Genomic DNA, 18772 nt, shown 5'->3' on the forward strand with positions numbered 1-18772 from the left:
TCACCGGAGTTCAAGGAGCGCCAGCACCGCACGGTCGAGGGCGCGCGCATCCTCGCCGACCGGCTCACCGCGCCGGACGCCCGCGAGGCCGGCGTCAACGTGCTCTCCGGCGGCACGGACGTCCATCTCATCCTGGTCGACCTGCGCGACAGCGACCTGGACGGGCAGCAGGCCGAGGACCGCCTCCACGAGGTCGGCATCACGGTCAACCGCAACGCCGTCCCCAACGACCCCCGCCCCCCGATGGTCACCTCCGGCCTGCGCATCGGCACCCCCGCCCTGGCCACCCGCGGCTTCACGGCCGAGGACTTCGCCGAGGTCGCCGACGTCATCGCCGAAACACTCAAGCCGTCCTACGACGCGGAGGCCCTCAAGCCCCGGGTCAAGGCCCTGGCCGACAAGCACCCGCTCTACCCCGGCCTGAACAAGTAGCAGTTCCCCGGTGGGGGCACCCGACGACGTGTGCCCCCACCCTTTTTGAAGGAGTTCCCGTGGCCATCTCGGTCTTCGACCTGTTCTCGATCGGCATCGGCCCGTCCAGCTCCCACACAGTGGGCCCGATGCGCGCGGCCCGCATGTTCGTCCGCCGCCTGCGCAACGAGGGCCTGCTGCCCTCCGTCGCGTCCGTACGGTCCGAGCTGTACGGCTCCCTGGGCGCGACCGGCCACGGTCACGGCACGCCGAAGGCGGTGCTGCTGGGCCTGGAGGGCGACTCGCCGCGCACGGTGGACGTGGAGACGGCGGACGAGCGGGTGGAGTCGATCAGGTCGCAGGGCCGCATCCGCCTCCTCGGCGAGCGAGAGATCCCGTTCTCCTTCGACGACGACATGGTCCTGCACCGCCGTAAGGCACTCCCCTACCACGCGAACGGCATGACGCTCCGGGCGTACGACGCCGCCGGGGCCGAGCTGCTGTCGAAGACGTACTACTCGGTGGGCGGCGGGTTCGTCGTCGACGAGGACGCGGTCGGCGCGGACCGCATCAAGCTGGACGACACGGTCCTGAAGTACCCCTTCCGCACCGGCGACGAGCTCCTGCGCCTGACCCGGGAAACCGGCCTGTCCATCTCCTCCCTCATGCTGGAGAACGAGCGCGCCTGGCGGACGGAGGAGGAGATCCGCTCCGGTCTGCTGGACATCTGGCGGGTGATGGAGTCCTGCGTCGCACGCGGCATGTCCCGCGAGGGCATCCTGCCGGGCGGCCTGAAGGTGAGGCGGCGGGCCGCGACCACCGCCCGCAAACTGCGCTCCGAGGGCGACCCGCTGGCGCTGGCGATGGAGTGGATCACTCTCTACGCGATGGCGGTGAACGAGGAGAACGCGGCCGGCGGCCGCGTGGTCACCGCCCCCACCAACGGCGCCGCCGGCATCATCCCGGCCGTCCTGCACTACTACATCAACTTCATCCCGGGCGCCGACGAGGACGGCGTGGTCCGCTTCCTGCTCGCCGCCGGCGCCATCGGCATGCTCTTCAAGGAGAACGCCTCCATCTCCGGCGCCGAGGTCGGCTGCCAGGGCGAGGTCGGCTCCGCCTGCTCCATGGCCGCCGGCGCGCTCGCCGAGGTCCTCGGCGGCTCCCCCGAACAGGTCGAGAACGCCGCCGAGATCGGCATGGAGCACAACCTCGGCCTCACCTGCGACCCCGTCGGCGGCCTCGTCCAGATCCCCTGCATCGAACGCAACGGCATGGCCGCCGTCAAGGCCGTCACCGCCGCCCGCATGGCCATGCGCGGCGACGGCTCCCACAAGGTCTCCCTCGACAAGGTCATCAAGACCATGAAGGACACCGGCGCCGACATGTCCGTGAAGTACAAGGAGACGGCGCGGGGCGGACTGGCGGTGAACATCATCGAGTGCTGACGCGCCTCGCGGGTAGCGGCGCCGGCCGGGGTTACGCCCGGAAGTCCAGCTGCCGCTCCGGGGACGCCTCCGCCAGGGCCTTCGTGACCTCGGCGGCGCCCGCGCGCAGGCCGTACACCGGGGTGCCGGGCTGCTGGCGCCAGGAGTCGTCGAGGGCGCCGGCGTCGACGGTGTCGTAGCCGAGTTCGTCGATGAGGGCGCGGACCTTGGCCTTGGCCGGTTCGTCGGCGCCGGCGACGGGGAGGGCCATGCGGTCGGGGGCGCCCGCGGGGCGGTGGCGGTCGAGGAGGTCCTGGGCGTAGGTGCCGTTGAACGCCTTGATGACGGGGTGGCCGAGCCGGCGTTCGGTCCAGCGGCTCTCCGTGAGGCCCTCGTCCTCGATCTCGGGGATCCGGCCGTCGCGCTGCTTCGGGTAGTAGTTGTTGGTGTCGATGACGGCCACGTCGTCCGCCGCCTCGTCGAACAGGCCCTTGGGCAGGTCCGCGATCGCCTTCAGGGGGATCGTGACGACGACGATCTCGGCGCCGCGTGCCGCCTCCTGGACGGTGACGGGGGTCGCGCCCGTCTCCTCGGCCAGCTCCGTGAGCGTGTGCGGGCCGCGCGAGTTGGCGACCGAGACGTCGTGGCCGAGGGCGGTGAGCCGCCGGGTGAGGTTGCCGCCGATGTTTCCCGCGCCGATGATGCCGATCTTCATGTCACGCCCTCCGATTAAATGCATGCACATGCAACTGAGTGCGTCAACGGTAGGGGTGCGGGGCTTATTCCTCCGCGGGCACGCCCTCTCTCCTAATTGTCGAACCACACCACGAGCCGGACGTTGTCACCCCCGTACAGCCCGGCCAGCGTGCGCATCACCGACCACACCGGGGTCCAGTTCGCGTGTTCCAGAGCCGCCTCGCGCCGGGTGGGCGCGCCCTCGCCGGACCCGCGCGTGTCCCAGTCGGCGCGTTTCAGTTCGGCCCAGCTGATCCAGGACGGGCTGTGCCAGTCCGGGTCGTCGAAGGCCCTGCGGGTCGGGGTGGAGGCGTCCTCCGGCAGGCCCCGGCCGGCGGCCAGGGGGGCGAAGTCCCAGCCGTTGCGCACGCCGAACAGGCAGCCGAAGGCGTCGTAGCTGCGGCCGAGGTGGAGCAGCTCCAGGTCGATGGCGCAGGCCCACTCGTCCTCGTCGTACTCCCACGATCCGTCGCCGGTCCGGCACTCCACCTTGCCGTGGATGTCACATCCCATGGCTTGATTCTGACCGCGCAAAGGGGCGCCCGGCCAGGCGTTTTCACTTCGGCCGGACGCCCCCTCGCGTGCGCGTCACTTGTTCAGGTACGACCAGAACTCGTCGAAGGAGAGCACCTTGTCACCGTTGAGGTCACGGGTCTTGATGATGGCCTCGGCGACCTCCTCGGTGACGTTCCAGTCGCCTCCCTGCGCCAGGGCGGTCTTGAACTCGGCCGCGGTGATGAACCCGTCGCCGTCCGTGTCGATCCGGTCGAACTGCTTGCGCGCTTCTTCGATGTCCGCCACCGATCCGCCCCTTACATCCCGTAACTGTCATGTGCAGGCATGATTGCCGCAGGTCAGATTAACGGGCCGTACGACCGCGCAGTGCGGTGACCACCCAGGCGAAGTCCTCCGCGTGCGGGGGCGCGGGCTGCCGGTTCACGACGGCGAGGAGTCGAGCGCGCGATGCCGCGCTCCCGCGCCGGGGCCACCGACTCCACGAGCCGCTTGGTGAACCACACGAACTGGCCGCGCGCAGCGCCCGGGTTCCGGTCGGCCGCGTTGAACTCGACGGCCCGCCGCATCTGCGCCCGGAAGTCGGGGTCCTGGAGCATCTCGGCCAACTCCAGCCAGGCGTCGACCTGCTCGGGCGTCGGGTCCTCCGCGAGATCGACCCATGATCCGCCGCCGTGGAACCGCGCTTCGCCACACTCGACAGCACCGCCCGGGTCACCTTCAGCGGCCGGATCTGCGCGTCCAGCGCCGCCGTGGGGGTTCCAGTGGGGGGAGACTCAAGGTGACTCAAGGTGATTCAAGGAGCCCGTGATGGAGACCTTGCGCGACATTCTGGACGCGGCGGCGAACGGCGTCTTCCCGCCGCCGGACGGCGGGACGACCGTCGTGCCGCAGATGTCGGCGCGCGACGCGGGGGTCATCTCCTTCACCGCGCATTCCGTCGTCTTCACGGACGAGGATCCGCAGTGGGTGTACGACACCCTGGCCGCGGCCGACTGCGACGCGCTCGCAGCGAGCATGAACCCCCGGTTCCTGGCCGCCTTCCTGGAGCGCACGGGCCGGGTCACCGAGTGCGTCGACGCGGTGCTGGTCGCCTCGCCGCTGCCGGGTGAGCCGGTGCCGGCGCTGACGGAGATCACGGACCCGGGCCATCCGCGCATCGCCTACGCCCGCGAGCGGCGCGACGACGTGCGCGCCTGGACGGCCGAGGCGGGCGGGGTGCTGGTGATGGGGCGCGGGGTCGCGGGGCGGCTGGAGGTGTCGGTCGAGGTCGAGGAGGACGTGCGGCATCGGGGGCTGGGGCGGGCGCTGGTGACCGCCGCCCGGCATCTGGCCGGCGAGCCGCTGTGGGCGCAGGTCGCGCCGGGGAACGCCCGCAGCCTGCGCGCCTTCCAGGCGGCCGGTTACCGCCCGGTGGGCGCGGAGGCACTGCTCCGCACGCGCTGAAGGCTCACCGAGCCGGGCGGTCGGTGCCACCTCGTGATCTCGCGGGGTTCGACGCGCCGCCGCAGGCGAGTTGTGATCATGCGGATCACCCTTCCGGCCCTGCGGCGGCGCGCCGTGGATCAGCACCCGTGCGGTGGCGGGTCGACTGGTCTGCGGTCAGCGGAAGATGCCGGTGTGGCCGAGCGAGTAGCGGCCCGGCTGCGGGTAGACGGCCAGGCCGTGCGGGCCGCTGCCGACGGGGATGCGGGCGAGCTGCTTGCCGGTGCGGGTGTCGATGGCGTACACCTCGGCGTCGTAGCGCCCGGACAGCCACAGGACGTTGCCGTCGGCCGAGACGCCGCCCATGTCGGGGCTGCCGCCGTCGGGCAGGCGCCACTTCTTGGTCAGCTTGTTCTCGGTGAAGTCGAAGACCGAGACGGTGCCCTCGCCGCGGTTGGAGACGTACATCTCCCGGGAGTCGCGGCTGACGTAGAGGCCGTGGCAGCCCTTGCCGGTGGGCAGCAGCTTCGGCTCGGCGAACGTGTCGCCGTCCAGGACCCACATGCCGTCGGCCATCATGTCGGCGATGTAGAACTTCTTGCCGTCCGGGGAGATCTTCACGTCCTGCGGCATCGCTCCGTCGAAGGGGAGCTTCTGCTGGCCGACGACCTTCATCTTCTCCGTGTCGACCTTGAGCAACTCGCCGCTGAACTCGCAGGAGACGATGAAGTAGCGGCCGTCGAGGGAGAAGTCGGCGTGGTTGACGCCGTAACAGGTGACCGGTTCCGTCTTGATCCGCTTCATGGTGTGCGGGTCGCGGAAGACGAGTTCGCGGTCGAGGGAGGCCATGACGACGGCGTACTTGCCGTTGGGCGTGAAGTAGAGGTTGTAGGGGTCGTGCACCTCGACCTCCTTGCCCGCCTTGCCCGTCTTGGGGTCGATGGGGGTGAGGGTGTGGCCGCGGTTGTTGTTGACCCAGAGCGTCTTCAGGTCCCAGGACGGCACGACGTGCTGGGGCTGGCGGCCGACCGGGATCGTCTCGATGATCTTGTACGTCTTCGGGTCGATCACGGAGACGGTGTCGGACTCGGTGTTGGGGACGTAGACCCGGGAGGGGAAGTCCTTGACCACCGGGGAAAGCTGGTTGGGACGGTCGGCGGCGTACACGTCCTTCGGGTCGAGGACGGGCGGCATGCCGGGCAGGCCGTCGACGGTCTGCTTCTTGGCGGCGGGGGCGGGGACGGCGGCCTTGGTCGCTTTCTCGGCCGCCTGGTCCCGGGTCTCGGTGCCGCAGCCCGCGAGGGCGGCGAGCGCGGTGAGCACGGCCGAGGCGGTCAGGGTCCGGGGGAGGAGGGTGGCGTGCATCAGGTCAGCAGCTCCGTGGTGGTCACCGCGCGCAGTCCGCGGCGGTCGAGTTCTTCCAGTACGGCGGGGAGCGCGGCGACCGTGTCCGTACACCCGAAGTGCAGGCTCACCACGGATCCGTTGCGGACGTCGGCGAGGACCTTGCGGGTGACGGCGGGCGCGCCGGGCGCGGTGAAGTCGAGGGAGTCGACGTCGTAGGAGAGGACGTGCGGGTAGCCCGCGGCTCGGGCGAGGCGCTCGACGAGGGGGGAGGCGCGGGCGGCGCGTGAGGGGCGGAACCAGGTGCCGATGGATCCGGTGAGCCGCCTCAGCCGCTCGGCGCAGGCGGTGATCTCGGCGCGGGCCTCGGTCTCGGTCATCGCGTTGATGTCGAGGTGGCGGTGGGTGTGGTTGCCGAGGTCGTGACCGCCGTCGAGGATGCGGCGGGCCAGGCCGGGGTGGGCGTCGAGCCAGGTCCCCACGGCGAGGACGGTGAGCCGGGCGCCGTGCCGTTCGGCCTCGGTGAGGACGGCTCGGGCGGTGTCCGGGTCGCCGTCGCCGTGGAAGGTGAGGGCGACCTGGGGGTGGTCGCGGGGGCCGTGGTCGATCTGGGTGGGGTGACCGGGGAAGCGTCGGGGGGAGGGGGCCGCCGGGGCGCGGGCGGGTGCGCGTGCGGGGGCGCGGGGGGCTTCGGCGGGGGTGCAGGCGCCTACGGCGACGAGGCCGGCCCCGATGCGAAGTGCGGCGCGGCGGGGGGTGGGGGTCACCCGCACCATTTAAGGGGCAAAGCGACTGAAAATCGGCCATTCACCCGATCGGAGTCGGCGCGGCGTCGCCCACCGCCCCCTGGGGGTCAGTCCACGACCCGGAACAGCAGTACCGCCCTCGGCGGGATCGTGAGGGCCGTGCCCGCGCCGTGGTGCACGCCCGGTGGGTCGGCCTGGGCCTCCCTCGATGTGTCGACCAGCACCTCGTACGTCTCCGCCCACGGCGGTCCCGGCAGCACGAACTCCACCGGGCGCTCCCCCGCGTGCAGGACCGCGAGGAAGCTGTCGTCGCGGATCGGGGCGCCGCGCTCGTCGCGGCCGGGGATGTCGCGGCCGGAGAGGTACATGCCGAGGGTGGCGGCGGGGGCGTACCAGTCGTGTTCGGTCATCTCGGTGCCGCGTGCGGTGAACCAGGCGAGGTCGCGCAGGCCGTCCGCGGAGTGCGCGCGGCCGGAGAAGAAGGCGCGGCGGCGCAGCACGGGGTGGCGGTGGCGCAGGGCGATCAGGCGGGAGGTGAGGTCGAACAGAGCCCGCCAGCCGGGCTCCTCCAGCAGGCCCCAGTCGATCCAGCCGATCTCGTTGTCCTGGCAGTAGGCGTTGTTGTTGCCCCGCTGGGTGCGTCCCATCTCGTCGCCCGCGACCAGCATCGGGACGCCGGTCGACAGCAGAAGGGTCGTCAGCAGGTTGCGGATCTGGCGTCGGCGCAGGGCGCGGATCCGGGCGTCGTCGGTCTCGCCCTCCGCGCCGCAGTTCCAGGAGCGGTTGTCGTCGGTGCCGTCCCGGTTGCCCTCGCCGTTGGCCTCGTTGTGCTTGCGCTCGTACGACACCAGGTCGCGCAGGGTGAAACCGTCGTGCGCGGTGACGAAGTTGACGGAGGCGTACGGGCGGCGGCCGCCCCAGGCGTAGAGGTCGCTGGAGCCGGACAGGCGGTAGCCCATCTCCCGTACGTCGGGCAGGGCGTGGCGCCAGAAGTCGCGTACGGCGTTGCGGTAGCGGTCGTTCCACTCCGTCCACAGGGGTGGGAAGGCGCCGACCTGGTAGCCGCCGGAGCCGACGTCCCAGGGCTCGGCGATCAGCTTCACCCGCCTGAGGACGGGGTCCTGGGCGATGACGGCGAGGAACGGGGAGAGCATGTCGACGTCGTGCATGGAGCGGGCCAGCGCGGCCGCGAGGTCGAAGCGGAAGCCGTCGACGCCCATCTCGGTGACCCAGTAGCGCAGGGAGTCGGTGATGAGGCGCAGCACCTGGGGCTGGACGACGTGCAGGGTGTTGCCGCAGCCGGTGTAGTCGGCGTACCTGCGGGCGTCCGCCTGGAGGCGGTAGTACCCGCGGTTGTCGATGCCCTTGAGGGACAGCGTCGGGCCGAACTCGCCCGCCTCCGCCGTGTGGTTGTAGACCACGTCGAGGATGACCTCGATACCGGCCGCGTGCAGCGCGCGCACCATCCGCTTGAACTCGCCGACCTGCTGTCCGGTCGTACCGGAGGCGGCGTAGGCGGCGTGCGGGGCGAAGTAGCCGATGGAGTTGTAGCCCCAGTGGTTGCGCAGGCCGCGGCGGAGCAGGTGGTCCTCGTGGGCGAACTGGTGGACGGGGAGCAGTTCGACGGCCGTGACGCCGAGTTTCGTCAGGTGCGCTATGGCCGCCGGGTGGGCGAGGCCGGCGTAGGTGCCGCGCAGGTGCTCCGGGATGCCGGGGTGCAGCGCGGTGAAGCCGCGGACGTGCAGCTCGTAGATGACCGAGTCCGCCCAGGGGGTCTTGGGGCGGCGGTCGTCGGACCAGTCGTCGTCATCGTGGACGACGACGCCCTTCGGGACGTACGGCGCGGAGTCCCGCTCGTCGCGCACGGTGTCCGCGATGTGCTGCTGGGGCCAGTCGCGGACATGGCCGTACACCTCCGGAGGCAGGCCGAACTCGCCGTCGACGGCACGGGCGTACGGGTCGAGGAGCAGCTTCGCCGGGTTCCAGCGGCCCCCGGTCCAGGGGTCCCAGCGGCCGTGCACCCGGTAGCCGTAGCGCTGGCCGGGCATCACGCCGGGCACGAAGCCGTGCCAGATCTCGTGGGTGAGTTCGGTGAGCGGAGCCCGGGTCTCGCGGCCCTCCTCGTCGAAGAGGCACAGCTCCACGGCCTCCGCGCCGCCCGCCCACAGCGCGAAGTTGGTCCCGGCCACACCGTCCGGCCCCACCCGGAAGCGCGCACCGAGCGGCGTGGGCGCCCCGGGCCGCACCGGCACACCGGGCACGGTGGGCGCCTTGCGGGCGGCACCGTTCAGGGTCGGACCGGCCTCGGCCGACCGGTCGGGACCGGCGGGTACGACGTCATCGGCCGGCGCGGCACGGCCGGCCGACGTGGCAGCAGCGACCGAGGTCGTACACCCGGCGGACACCGCACTGCCGACCACCGCGGGCCCGTCCACCGGAATCGCCGGGTCGGCGGGATCGGCGGGCGTGTCACCGTCGGCAGACGTGGCGCCAGCGGCCGAGGTGGTGCGCCCGGCGGACACGGCGCTGTCGGCCACCGCGGGCCCGTCGGCCGGAACGGCACTGTCGGTCGGGGTGGCCGGGGTCGTGGGGTTGGTGGGCGTGATGCTGTCGGTCGTCGTGCCGTGGTCGGCCATGGCGTGGTCGGCCGGCGTGGCGGGTTGGGCCGCCGTTGCCTCCTGCTCGGCTGCACTGGACACCTGTCAGCCCCTTTGGTCGGCTCGTGGCACGGCGCGGGCGTCCCGGCCGCCGCTCCAGCGTCGCGTCGTCCTCCCCCTGTTCTGCCCATCGCGCGGGTCGCACTCACGTTTCCCCGGAGCACACCCGTCGTTGGTCACCGCGTGAAATACGTACACGGGCGCGCGCGGCGCGCGGGGGCCGCACTGGCCGCCGTACTGGCATGGGCAGGACTGACGGCCGGGCTGGCCGGCTGCTCCGGGGACGGTCCCGGCGGGCTGGACGGGATGCTAGGCAAACACCGGGCGGCCGAGGACGTCATCCAGGTCACCCCGGAGGACGGCGCCAAGGAGGTGGGCGCCGGGCAGCGGCTGCGGGTGCGGGTGCCGGACGGGCGGCTGGAGTCGGTGCGGGTGAGGCGCTCGCAGGACGCGCAGGAGACCGAGGTGCCCGGCACCATCTCAGCCGACGGGCTGACCTGGCGGCCCCGCGACGACCGACTGGCGCTGGCGGCCCGTTACTCGGTGGACGCGGTCGCCGTCGACGACGACGGGCATCGCTCGGCCCGGCACACCACGTTCACGACGTACGTCCCCGAGGAGCGGTTCGTCGGCTACGTCAGCCCGGAGAACCGGGCCACGGTCGGCACCGGGATGATCGTCTCGCTGGAGTTCAACCGGGAGATCGAGAACCGGGCCGCCGTCGAGAAGGCCGTACGGGTGACCGCGAAGCCGGCCGTGGAGGTCCGGCCGCACTGGTTCGGCAAGGACCGGCTCGACTTCCGGCCCAGGGACTACTGGAAGCCCGGCACCCGGGTCACCGTCGATCTGCGCCTGCGGGACGTCGAGGGGGCGCCGGGGGTGTACGGGCTGCAGTGGAAGACGTTCTCGTTCACCGTCGGGCGCCACCAGGTGTCGGTGGTGGACGCGGCCCGGCACACCATGGAGGTGCGGCGCGACGGCCATCTGCTGGCCACCGTGCCGATCACCGCTGGCGCCCCGAAGACCACGACGTACAACGGGAAGATGGTGGTGACCGAGATGCTGGAGGTCACCCGCATGAACAGCCGCACGGTCGGTTTCGGCGGCGAGTACGACATCCCGGACGTGCCGCACGCCATGCGGCTGACCGACTCGGGGACCTTCCTGCACGGCAACTACTGGGCGTCGCACGACACCTTCGGCAGTGCCAACGTCAGCCATGGCTGCGTGGGGTTGCGGGATGTGAAGGGCGGTGCCTCGGACACCCCGGCGGGCTGGTTCTTCGACCGCAGTCTCGTCGGGGACGTCGTCGAGGTCGTGCACAGCAAGGACAAGAGGGTGGCGCCCGACAACGGGCTCGGTGGCTGGAACATGTCGTGGCAGGAGTGGGTGGCGGGCGGCGCGGAGAGGTGACCGCCTCGGCCGGTGGTCCGAGTCGGGCCTGACCTGCTCCGAGTTGGGACGGAACGGTGACAGTCCCACCGCGCCGGGGCCCCTGACCTTGTGGTTAATATGCGCCAGTGCGCGCGGGAGACGCGCAGGGGTGCGGGCCGGTCAGGGCCCGGCGAGGGGAGACAGAAAGTGCTTGTGGGACCGATATCGGGGGCGTCGGTTGACGCGCGTCGCGTGGGACGGCGGGGCCGGCTGGCGCTGGCCGTCGGCGGGATGCTGTTCGCGGTGACCGCCTGCGCCGGCGGGGGTGGCGGCTCGGACTCCGGGTCCAAGGCGCAGGACGGCAAGGGCGCGGCCTCCGCGCAGCCGGTCAGCGGCCAGTCCGAGGCCGTGGTCACCATCGCGCCGGAGAACGGCGCCACGGCGGTCGACACCAGCGGCGCGCTGAAGGTCACCGCCGCGAAGGGCAAGCTCACCGAGGTCGTCGTCAAGGACGACAAGGGCACGAAGATCGACGGCACGATCAGCGCCGACGGCAGCGACTGGACGCCGACGACGCATCTGGCCGCGGCCACCAAGTACCAGGTGCACGCGGTCGCGAAGGACTCCGCGGGGCGGCAGGCGGCCGAGGACGCGTCGTTCACGACGCTGACGCCCGCCAACACGTTCATCGGCACCTTCAAGCCCGAGGACGGTTCCACGGTCGGCGTCGGCATGCCGTTCTCGATCAACTTCAGCCGGGGCATCACCAACCCGGAGGCGGTCGAGAAGGCCATCGAGATCAAGACCGAGCCGGCCGTGGACGTGCAGGGCCACTGGTTCGGCAACGACCGGCTCGACTTCCGGCCCGAGGAGTACTGGAAGGCCGGCACCAAGGTGACGGTCAAGCTGAACCTGGACGGCGTCGAGGGCCGTGACGGGGTGTACGGCAAGCAGTCCAAGACCGTGTCCTTCACCATCGGCCGCAACCAGGTCTCGGTCGTGGACGCCAAGAAGCTGACCATGCAGGTCATGCAGGAGGGCAAGGTCGTCAAGACCCTGCCGGTGACCACCGGCAAGCCCGGTTACGCCACCTGGAACGGCCAGATGGTCATCAGCGAGAAGTTCGTGGTGACCCGCATGAACGGCGACACGGTCGGCTACGACGGCGAGTACGACATCAAGGACGTCCCGCACGCCATGCGGCTGACCCAGTCCGGCACCTTCGTGCACGGCAACTACTGGGGCGGCGACGCCTTCGGCAACTACAACGCCAGCCACGGCTGCATCGGCCTGCGCGATGTGCGCGGCGGCTACGACAGCGGGGTGCCGGCCGCGTGGTTCTACAACCACTCGATGGTCGGTGACGTGGTGGTCGTGAAGAACTCCACCGACCCGATGGTGAGCCCGTCCAACGGGCTCAACGGCTGGAACATGTCGTGGGAGGAGTGGACGAAGTAGTCGTCCGCGGAAGTCGTCCCTGACGGCGGGCCCGGTGCTGTGACCCACGGCACCGGGCCCGTTGTCGTTAGTGGCCGTTAACCTGCTGGCATGACCCTGAATCTCGAAGTCGCCGAGGGTGTCGGCACGATCCGGCTCGACCGCCCGCCCATGAACGCGCTGGACATCGCCACGCAGGACCGGCTGAAGGAACTCGCCGAGGAGGCCGCGCGCCGCGAGGACGTGCGCGCGGTGGTCCTGTACGGCGGGGAGAAGGTGTTCGCGGCTGGCGCGGACATCAAGGAGATGCAGGCCATGGACCACACGGCGATGGTCCTGCGCTCCCGCGCCCTGCAGGACTCCTTCACCGCGGTGGCCCGCATCCCCAAGCCGGTGGTGGCCGCGGTGACCGGGTACGCGCTCGGCGGCGGCTGCGAGCTGGCGCTGTGCGCGGACTACCGGATCGCCGGCGAGAACGCCAAGCTGGGCCAGCCGGAGATCCTGCTCGGGCTGATCCCGGGCGCGGGCGGCACCCAGCGGCTGTCCCGGCTCATCGGCCCGTCCAGGGCGAAGGACCTGATCTTCACGGGCCGGATGGTGACGGCGGACGAGGCGCTTGCGCTGGGTCTGGTGGACCGTGTGGTACCGGCCGACGAGGTGTACGCCCAGGCGCACGCGTGGGCGGCGAAGCTGGCGCAGGGTCCGGCACTCGCCCTGCGCGCGGCGAAGGAGGCGATCGACACGGGCCTGGAGACCGACATCGACACGGGCCTCGCGGTCGAGCGGAACTGGTTCGCCGGGCTGTTCGCCACGGAGGACCGGGAGCGGGGCATGCGGAGCTTCGTGGAGGAAGGGCCGGGCAAGGCCAAGTTCCTGTGACACTCATCTCGTTGAAAGTTTTCCGAACTGCTTGCAGTTGACGGAGTGTCTGATCCGGGTCCCTCGATGGGGCGGTTTATGGGAACCTTAAGGCGACCTTAAGTCCGCCTTGTCGAGGGAGCCTGTCGATTGCCCTCGGACGAGTCGTCACCGCAGGTCAAGGGCGGTGTTTCGGCCCCCGCCGTACCGTTGGCACATGCCGGACGCATGATGTGAAACGGTCGCTTTCGGGGGGCGTATTCCCACGGAACGGCCACGGAGCGGCTCCCGGGCGGCCATGATGGGGGCATGGCGGGGCTGGAGGGTATCGAACAGCCGCGGGGGCACGGGCGTGTGGACGCGGCGCGCTGGTCGCCCGCGATCGAGGACGAACGGGCGCTCAAGGCGATCGAGTTGTTCGGAGATCCGACGGAGGCGGAGGTTCCGCTCCCCTCCCGCCCGGAGTCGGCGGCCACGGCACGCCGGCTCACCCAGGTGGTGGTGCTGCGCCACTGGGGGCTCTCGCCCAAGCTCACCGAGGACGCGGTCCTACTCGTGTCCGAACTCGTCGGCAACGCCGTACGCCACACCGGCGCCCGTGTCTTCGGGCTCCGTTTGCGCCGCCCCAGAGGCCGTATCCGCGTCGAGGTCCGCGACCCCTCCCGGGGGCTGCCCTGCCTCCTTCCCGTCCAGGAACTGGACATCAGCGGCCGCGGCCTCTTCCTCGTCGACAGACTCTCCGACCGGTGGGGCGTGGACCTGCTGCCCCGGGGCAAGACGACCTGGTTCGAGATGCGGGTCGCGGACCGCTGACCGGCCGTGGCACACGGGTCGTAGGACCAGAAACTCGGTGGGCCGTGTCCGCGGCGGTCCGTAGGCTCGGCACTGATGTCTGCGACCAGTGCAACCAGCGAGGACCGGTCCGCCGTTCGGACGTTGCTGCGGCTGTGGCCCTATGTGCGGCCGGTGAGGGCACGGCTGTTCACGGCCGCGTTCGTCGCCATAGTCGCCTCCTGCATGGGGTTGGTGATCCCGCTCGTCCTGAAGTGGATGGTCGACGGGCCGGTCGCCGACCGGGATCCGGGCGGGGTGTGGCTCGGCGCGCTGTTTCTGCTGCTGCTCGGGCTCGGCGAGGCGCTGCTGTTCGGGCTGCGGCGGTGGCTGGTGGCGCGGCCGCTGTCCCATGTCGAGGCGGAGATGCGGGCGGATCTGTACCGGCATCTGCAGCGCCTGCCGGTCGCCTTCCACGATCGGTGGGCGTCCGGGCAGCTGCTGTCCCGGGGGACCACCGATCTGATGCTACTGCGTATGTTCCTCGCCTTTCCGCTGACGTTTCTGCTGGTCAACGGGGTGACGATCCTGGTCGGCGTGGTCATCATGCTGCTCCAGGACTGGACGCTCGGGCTGGTCATCCTCGGGCCGGCCGTGCCGGTGATGGTGACCTGTCTGGTCTTCGAGAAGCGGTACGCGCAGGTCGCGCGGCGCGCGCAGGACCAGGTGGGTGATCTGACCACCGTGGTCGAGGAGAGCGTGCTCGGGATCCGGATCATCAAGGGGTTCGGGCGGCACCGGAGCCAGGCACGGGCGTTCCGGGAGCTGTCGGGGACGCTGCGGGGGACGGAGTTGCGCAAGGCGCGGCTGCTGGCGGTGATCTGGGGGGTCATCGTGACGCTGCCCGAGGTGGCGATCGGGGCGGCGCTGGTGGTGGGGGTGGTGCAGGTGGCGGACGGAGTGTTGTCGGCGGGGACGTTGGTGGCGTTCCTGTCGACCGCGCTGGCGTTGCGGTGGCCTGTGGAGTCGATCGGGTTCCTGCTGGCGATGAGTCAGGAGGCGGCCACGGCTACTGAGCGGTACTTCGAGGTGATGGACGCGGAGCCGGAGGAGGCCGTGCCGGGGGGTGGGGTGCACAGCCCGGCGCTACGGGGTGCCGCTGCCGAAGGTGGGCTGAGATTCGAAGGCGTTTCCTTCCGGTACCCCGATGCCTCGCCCGCCTCGCCTCCCGTGCTTGAGCGGGTCGATCTCCACGTCCGGCCCGGGGAGTCGATGGCGCTCGTCGGGGCCACCGGGAGTGGGAAGACCACGTTGACGGCGCTGGTGCCGAGGTTGCATGAGGTGACGGCGGGGCGGATCACGTTGGACGGGGTGGATATCGCGGGGATGGCGCGGGAGGAGTTGCGTTCGCTGGTGTCCGTCGCCTTCGAGGAGCCGACGTTGTTCTCCGCGAGTGTCGGGGAGAACGTACTCATGGGGGCCGGAGGCAAGGCGGGAAGGGCCGAGCTGGAGCGGGCGCTCGGGGTCGCGCAGGCCGACTTCGTGGCGGGGCTGCCGCAAGGGGTGGACACACAGGTCGGTGAGCAGGGGCTCAGCCTGTCCGGCGGGCAGCGGCAGCGGCTGGCGCTCGCACGGGCGGTCGTAGGAAGACCGCGGTTCCTCGTGCTGGACGACCCGCTGTCCGCGCTCGACGTGCACACCGAGGCCGCCGTGGAGGCCGCGCTGCGCCAGGTCCTCGCCGACACCACCGCGCTGATCGTGGCGCACCGCCCGTCCACCGTGCTGCTCGCCGACCGGGTCGCCCTGCTCTCCCGTGGCCGGATCGCCGCCGTGGGCACGCACCAGGAACTGCTGCGCGGCAACGCCGAGTACGCCCATCTGATGTCCGGGAACCCGTCCGGGAACCAGGAGGCCCACCTCCGATGACCGCCCCCACCACCCCCGCCCCCGCCACGCCGGACGACGAGGACCGGCGCCCCGACGCAAAGGACACCGGCGACCCCTTCGACCGGGACGTCCTGCCCACCCCGCCGGGCGCCACCGCCGCACTGCTGCGCTCCCTGCTCGCCCCGATGAAGGCCCGGGTCGCGGTGACCACGCTTCTGCTGCTGCTCCAGCAGGCGGCGGTACAGGCGGGCCCGCTGCTGGTGGCGTACGCCATCGACCGGGCCGTACCGGCGTTCCGCGACCATGACGACCTGGGGCCGCTGGTCGCGGTCGGCGTCGGCTATCTGCTGTGCTCGCTCGCCTCGGGGGCGCTGCAGTACGCGTTCATCATCGCGTCCGCCCGCGTCAACCAGGACGTGCTGCTCGACCTGCGCGGCCGTATCTTCCGGCACGCGCAGGCGCTGAGCGTCGACTTCCACGAGCGCTACACGTCCGGCCGGCTGATCTCCCGCTCGACGACGGATGTGGAGTCGCTGCGGGAGCTGCTGAACGAGGGCTTGCAGGAGCTGGTCGGCGTCGCGCTGTCCTTCGTGTACATCTCCGCGATGCTGCTCTGGCTCGACCTGGGGCTCGGCGGGGTGGCGGTGGCGTCGTTCGTACCGCTCCATCTGCTCGTACGGAGGTACCGGCGGCGGGCCGGGGAGGTGTACCGGGCGCGGTCCACGGCGATCGCGGCGGTGATCGTGAAGTTCGTGGAGACGATGAACGGCATCCGCCCGGTGCGCGCCTTCCGCCGGGAGGCCGTCAACGACGCCGAGTTCGCCGAGCTGAACCGGCGGCACGAGCGGCGGAACGGGGACGCGCTGCTGGAGATGGCCCGCTATGTGGTCAGCTCCCGGGTGGTCGCCAACACGGCCGTCGCGCTGATCGTGCTGTGGGGCGCCCACCGGGTGGCGGACGACTCGCTGGAGCTGGGGGTGCTGGCCGCGGCGGTGCTGTATCTGCGGCGGCTGTACGACCCCATCGACCGGCTGGCGATGTTCCTCAACTCCTACCAGTCGGCGGCCGCCTCGCTGGAGAAGATCGCGGGGCTGCTGGCGCAGACGCCGTCCGTGCCGGAGCCGTCGGCGCCGAGGGAACTGCCGCCGCTGAAGGGCGAGTTCCCCGGCCGTGAGGTCGTCTTCGACTCGGTCGCCTTCGGCTACCGCACCGGCGGCGAGGTGCTGCCTCGCTTCGACCTGACCCTGCCGGCCGGGCAGACGGTCGCGGTGGTCGGCACGACCGGCGCGGGCAAGTCCACGCTGGCCAAGCTGCTCGCCCGCTTCTACGACCCGACCGAAGGGCGCGTCCTGCTCGACGGCGTCGACCTGCGCGAACTGCCCGTGCCTGAGCTGCGGCGCGGGGTGGTGATGGTGACGCAGGAGGCGTTCCTGTTCTCCGGCACGGTCGCCGAGAACATCGCCATCGGGCGGCCGGACGCCACCCAGGAGGAGATCGAGCGGGCGGCGAAGGCGATCGGGGCGCACGAGTTCATCAGCACGCTGCCCGAGGGCTACGACACGGACGTGCGGAAACGGGGTGGCCGTATCTCGGCCGGTCAGCGCCAGCTCGTCGCGTTCGCACGGGCGTTGCTCGCCGATCCGGCGGTGCTGATCCTCGACGAGGCGACCAGTTCCCTGGACGTGCCGGGCGAGCGGGCCGTGCAGCGGGCCATGGCGACGGTCCTGCACGGCCGTACGGCCGTCGTCATCGCGCACCGGCTGTCGACCGTGGAGATCGCCGACCGGGTGCTGGTGATGGAGCACGGCCGGATCGTCGAGGACGGCAGTCCGGCCGAACTCATCGCCGGCACGGGCCGGTTCGCCGATCTGCACCGGGCGTGGCGGGACAGTCTGGCGTGACGCGAACGGCGAGCGGCGACGGCGGTTGCGACGGGTGTGGCGACGGGGGTTGTCGATGATCGACGCGTACGAGGATCCCGGCACGCCCTACCGCCGGGGCGGGGGCCCGCTATCTGTGGTGGCTGGTGCGGTGCCAGCCGGGGCGGGCACTGGCCGGTGTGCTGCTGGCCGGCGGCGCGCTGCACGCGCGCGGGGCGACGAGTCTGGGCACGGTGGTGGCGGCCCTGTATCTGCGCCAGTTCACCGAGCCCCTCGACCAGATCCTGGTCCGGGTGGAGCAACTGCAGTCCAGCGGCGCCTCGTTCGCCCGCGTGGAGGGGCTGGCGGGTGCGCCCCCCGGCACGAGGCCCGGGAGGCGGCGCCCGCGCCGGCGGACGACCGGATCGAGGTGACCGGCGTGCGGTACGCCTACGAGCCCGGCGGCGAGGTGCTGCGCGGCGTCGACCTGACCGTGCGGCCCGGTGAGCGGCTGGCGATCGTGGGCCCGTCGGGCGCGGGCAAGACCACGCTGAGCCGCCTGCTGGCGGGCGTGGACGCGCCGACCGCGGGCACGGTGACCGTGGGCGGCGTGCCGGTCGCGGTGTTCCTCGGCACGGTCCGGGACAATCTGCGGATCGCCGAACCGGCCGCGTACGACGAGGAGTTGTGGGCCGCGCTGACGGCGGTCGGCGCGGCGGGGTGGGTCCGGGAGCTGTCCGAAGGGCTGGACACCCGGCTCGGGCACGGAGGTTGTCGTACGGACGGCTCACAGGCGCAGCAACTCGCCCTCGCCCACGTCGTGTTGGCCGACCCGCACACGCTGATCCTCGACGAGGCGACGGCCCTGCTGGATCCGACGACCGCCCGGCACACCGAGCGTGCCCTGGCCGCCGTGCTGGAGGGCCGTACGGTCATCGCGATCGCACACCGGCTGCACACCGCGCACGACGCGGACCGGGTGGCCGTGATGGAGGACGGGCGGCTGACGGAACTCGGCACGCACGAGGAGCTGGTGGCGGCGGGCGGGGCGTACGCGGCGCTGTGGAGGACCTGGCACGGGGACTGACACCACCGCCACAGGCCCAGCCCACGGCCACACCCCGGCCCCCGGTGAACAACCCGCAAAGTGTCCGTATATCGGATGTGACCCCCCGGTCAACGGACCTTTTCCGGCCAACTTTCTGACGCGCTCCTGACAGAAGCCATGATCTCCTGCCACGCTTCCCACGGCCGGTCCACAGCAACCCCACCTTTCCCACACCCGGACCCGCCGCTCTGCAAGCACTGCGCACCACCTTGTTCTGCCC

Annotated in this window: 15 protein-coding genes and 2 pseudogenes; 10 read left to right on the forward strand and 7 right to left on the reverse strand. The window is 71.5% G+C overall.

Annotated features, from left to right (window positions below):
* Positions 1–432 (forward strand): annotated as a pseudogene (locus ACH5AC_RS37540) (serine hydroxymethyltransferase); the annotation flags it as partial.
* 59 nt (positions 433–491) lie between these two features.
* The gene (locus ACH5AC_RS37545) at positions 492–1859 is read left to right on the forward strand and encodes an L-serine ammonia-lyase (RefSeq protein WP_398866856.1); all 1368 of its coding nucleotides are present in this window, start codon (positions 492–494) and stop codon (positions 1857–1859) included.
* Positions 1860–1890: 31 nt separating this feature from the next.
* Here ACH5AC_RS37545 and ACH5AC_RS37550 read toward each other — a convergent pair whose 3' ends face one another.
* The 4 genes from ACH5AC_RS37550 to ACH5AC_RS37565 form a co-directional block, all read right to left on the reverse strand.
* Positions 1891–2553, reverse strand: a complete 663-nt coding sequence (locus ACH5AC_RS37550; protein ID WP_398866857.1) for an NADPH-dependent F420 reductase — start codon at positions 2551–2553, stop codon at positions 1891–1893.
* A 92-nt stretch (positions 2554–2645) separates the two neighbouring features.
* The gene (locus tag ACH5AC_RS37555; RefSeq protein ID WP_398866858.1) at positions 2646–3086 is read right to left on the reverse strand and encodes a hypothetical protein; all 441 of its coding nucleotides are present in this window, start codon (positions 3084–3086) and stop codon (positions 2646–2648) included.
* 75 nt (positions 3087–3161) lie between these two features.
* Positions 3162–3374, reverse strand: a complete 213-nt coding sequence (locus tag ACH5AC_RS37560; protein ID WP_398866859.1) for an EF-hand domain-containing protein — start codon at positions 3372–3374, stop codon at positions 3162–3164.
* Between the two features lie 53 nt (positions 3375–3427).
* Complete coding sequence (locus ACH5AC_RS37565; protein WP_398866860.1) at positions 3428–3685, reverse strand: hypothetical protein; 258 nt, start codon at positions 3683–3685, stop codon at positions 3428–3430.
* Positions 3686–3896: 211 nt separating this feature from the next.
* Here ACH5AC_RS37565 and ACH5AC_RS37570 point away from each other — a divergent pair, with 211 nt between their 5' ends.
* Positions 3897–4532 (forward strand): GNAT family N-acetyltransferase, encoded by a 636-nt coding sequence (locus ACH5AC_RS37570; protein ID WP_398866861.1) that lies wholly within the window; start codon positions 3897–3899, stop codon positions 4530–4532.
* 156 nt (positions 4533–4688) lie between these two features.
* Here ACH5AC_RS37570 and ACH5AC_RS37575 read toward each other — a convergent pair whose 3' ends face one another.
* From ACH5AC_RS37575 to glgX, 3 genes are all read right to left on the reverse strand, one after another.
* Positions 4689–5876, reverse strand: a complete 1188-nt coding sequence (locus ACH5AC_RS37575; RefSeq protein ID WP_398866862.1) for a YncE family protein — start codon at positions 5874–5876, stop codon at positions 4689–4691.
* A complete protein-coding gene (locus tag ACH5AC_RS37580; protein ID WP_398866863.1) occupies positions 5876–6631 on the reverse strand; it encodes a polysaccharide deacetylase family protein in 756 nt (251 codons plus the stop codon). The genes ACH5AC_RS37575 and ACH5AC_RS37580 overlap by 1 nt, the downstream gene beginning before the upstream one ends.
* A gap of 77 nt (positions 6632–6708) precedes the next feature.
* Positions 6709–9300, reverse strand: coding sequence for a glycogen debranching protein GlgX (gene glgX / locus ACH5AC_RS37585; protein ID WP_398866864.1), 2592 nt, complete (start codon positions 9298–9300; stop codon positions 6709–6711).
* Positions 9301–9441: 141 nt separating this feature from the next.
* Between glgX and ACH5AC_RS37590 the strand changes: the two genes are divergently transcribed.
* From ACH5AC_RS37590 to ACH5AC_RS37620, 7 genes and pseudogenes are all read left to right on the forward strand, one after another.
* Positions 9442–10671, forward strand: a complete 1230-nt coding sequence (locus ACH5AC_RS37590; RefSeq protein WP_398866865.1) for an Ig-like domain-containing protein — start codon at positions 9442–9444, stop codon at positions 10669–10671.
* A gap of 252 nt (positions 10672–10923) precedes the next feature.
* Entirely contained in the window at positions 10924–12090 is a 1167-nt protein-coding gene (locus tag ACH5AC_RS37595) for an Ig-like domain-containing protein (RefSeq protein WP_398866884.1), read from the forward strand.
* Positions 12091–12180: 90 nt separating this feature from the next.
* Positions 12181–12948, forward strand: a complete 768-nt coding sequence (locus tag ACH5AC_RS37600) for an enoyl-CoA hydratase/isomerase family protein (RefSeq protein WP_398866866.1) — start codon at positions 12181–12183, stop codon at positions 12946–12948.
* A gap of 288 nt (positions 12949–13236) precedes the next feature.
* A complete protein-coding gene (locus ACH5AC_RS37605; protein WP_398866867.1) occupies positions 13237–13740 on the forward strand; it encodes an ATP-binding protein in 504 nt (167 codons plus the stop codon).
* A 75-nt stretch (positions 13741–13815) separates the two neighbouring features.
* Complete coding sequence (locus ACH5AC_RS37610) at positions 13816–15624, forward strand: ABC transporter ATP-binding protein (RefSeq protein ID WP_398866868.1); 1809 nt, start codon at positions 13816–13818, stop codon at positions 15622–15624.
* Complete coding sequence (locus tag ACH5AC_RS37615; RefSeq protein ID WP_398866870.1) at positions 15621–17486, forward strand: ABC transporter ATP-binding protein; 1866 nt, start codon at positions 15621–15623, stop codon at positions 17484–17486. Before ACH5AC_RS37610 ends, ACH5AC_RS37615 begins: the two co-directional genes overlap by 4 nt.
* A gap of 149 nt (positions 17487–17635) precedes the next feature.
* Positions 17636–18531: pseudogene (locus ACH5AC_RS37620) on the forward strand (ABC transporter ATP-binding protein); the annotation flags it as partial.
* Between the last annotated feature and the right edge of the window lie 241 nt (positions 18532–18772).

The organism is Streptomyces sp. NPDC018693, assembly GCF_044391385.1.
Classification (GTDB): Bacteria; Actinomycetota; Actinomycetes; order Streptomycetales; family Streptomycetaceae; genus Streptomyces.

What these genes read in the sequence shown, in the direction of transcription:
- ACH5AC_RS37550 (WP_398866857.1), bottom strand. Translation starts at nt 2,553, where the DNA reads ATGAAGATCGGCATCATCGGCGCGGGAAACATCGGCGGCAACCTCACC.
- ACH5AC_RS37555 (WP_398866858.1), bottom strand. Translation starts at nt 3,086, where the DNA reads ATGGGATGTGACATCCACGGCAAGGTGGAGTGCCGGACCGGCGACGGA.
- ACH5AC_RS37565 (WP_398866860.1), bottom strand. Translation starts at nt 3,685, where the DNA reads ATGCTCCAGGACCCCGACTTCCGGGCGCAGATGCGGCGGGCCGTCGAG.
- ACH5AC_RS37570 (WP_398866861.1), top strand. Translation starts at nt 3,897, where the DNA reads ATGGAGACCTTGCGCGACATTCTGGACGCGGCGGCGAACGGCGTCTTC.
- ACH5AC_RS37575 (WP_398866862.1), bottom strand. Translation starts at nt 5,876, where the DNA reads ATGCACGCCACCCTCCTCCCCCGGACCCTGACCGCCTCGGCCGTGCTC.
- ACH5AC_RS37580 (WP_398866863.1), bottom strand. Translation starts at nt 6,631, where the DNA reads ATGGTGCGGGTGACCCCCACCCCCCGCCGCGCCGCACTTCGCATCGGG.
- ACH5AC_RS37595 (WP_398866884.1), top strand. Translation starts at nt 10,924, where the DNA reads ATGCTGTTCGCGGTGACCGCCTGCGCCGGCGGGGGTGGCGGCTCGGAC.
- ACH5AC_RS37600 (WP_398866866.1), top strand. Translation starts at nt 12,181, where the DNA reads ATGACCCTGAATCTCGAAGTCGCCGAGGGTGTCGGCACGATCCGGCTC.
- ACH5AC_RS37605 (WP_398866867.1), top strand. Translation starts at nt 13,237, where the DNA reads ATGGCGGGGCTGGAGGGTATCGAACAGCCGCGGGGGCACGGGCGTGTG.
- ACH5AC_RS37610 (WP_398866868.1), top strand. Translation starts at nt 13,816, where the DNA reads ATGTCTGCGACCAGTGCAACCAGCGAGGACCGGTCCGCCGTTCGGACG.
- ACH5AC_RS37615 (WP_398866870.1), top strand. Translation starts at nt 15,621, where the DNA reads ATGACCGCCCCCACCACCCCCGCCCCCGCCACGCCGGACGACGAGGAC.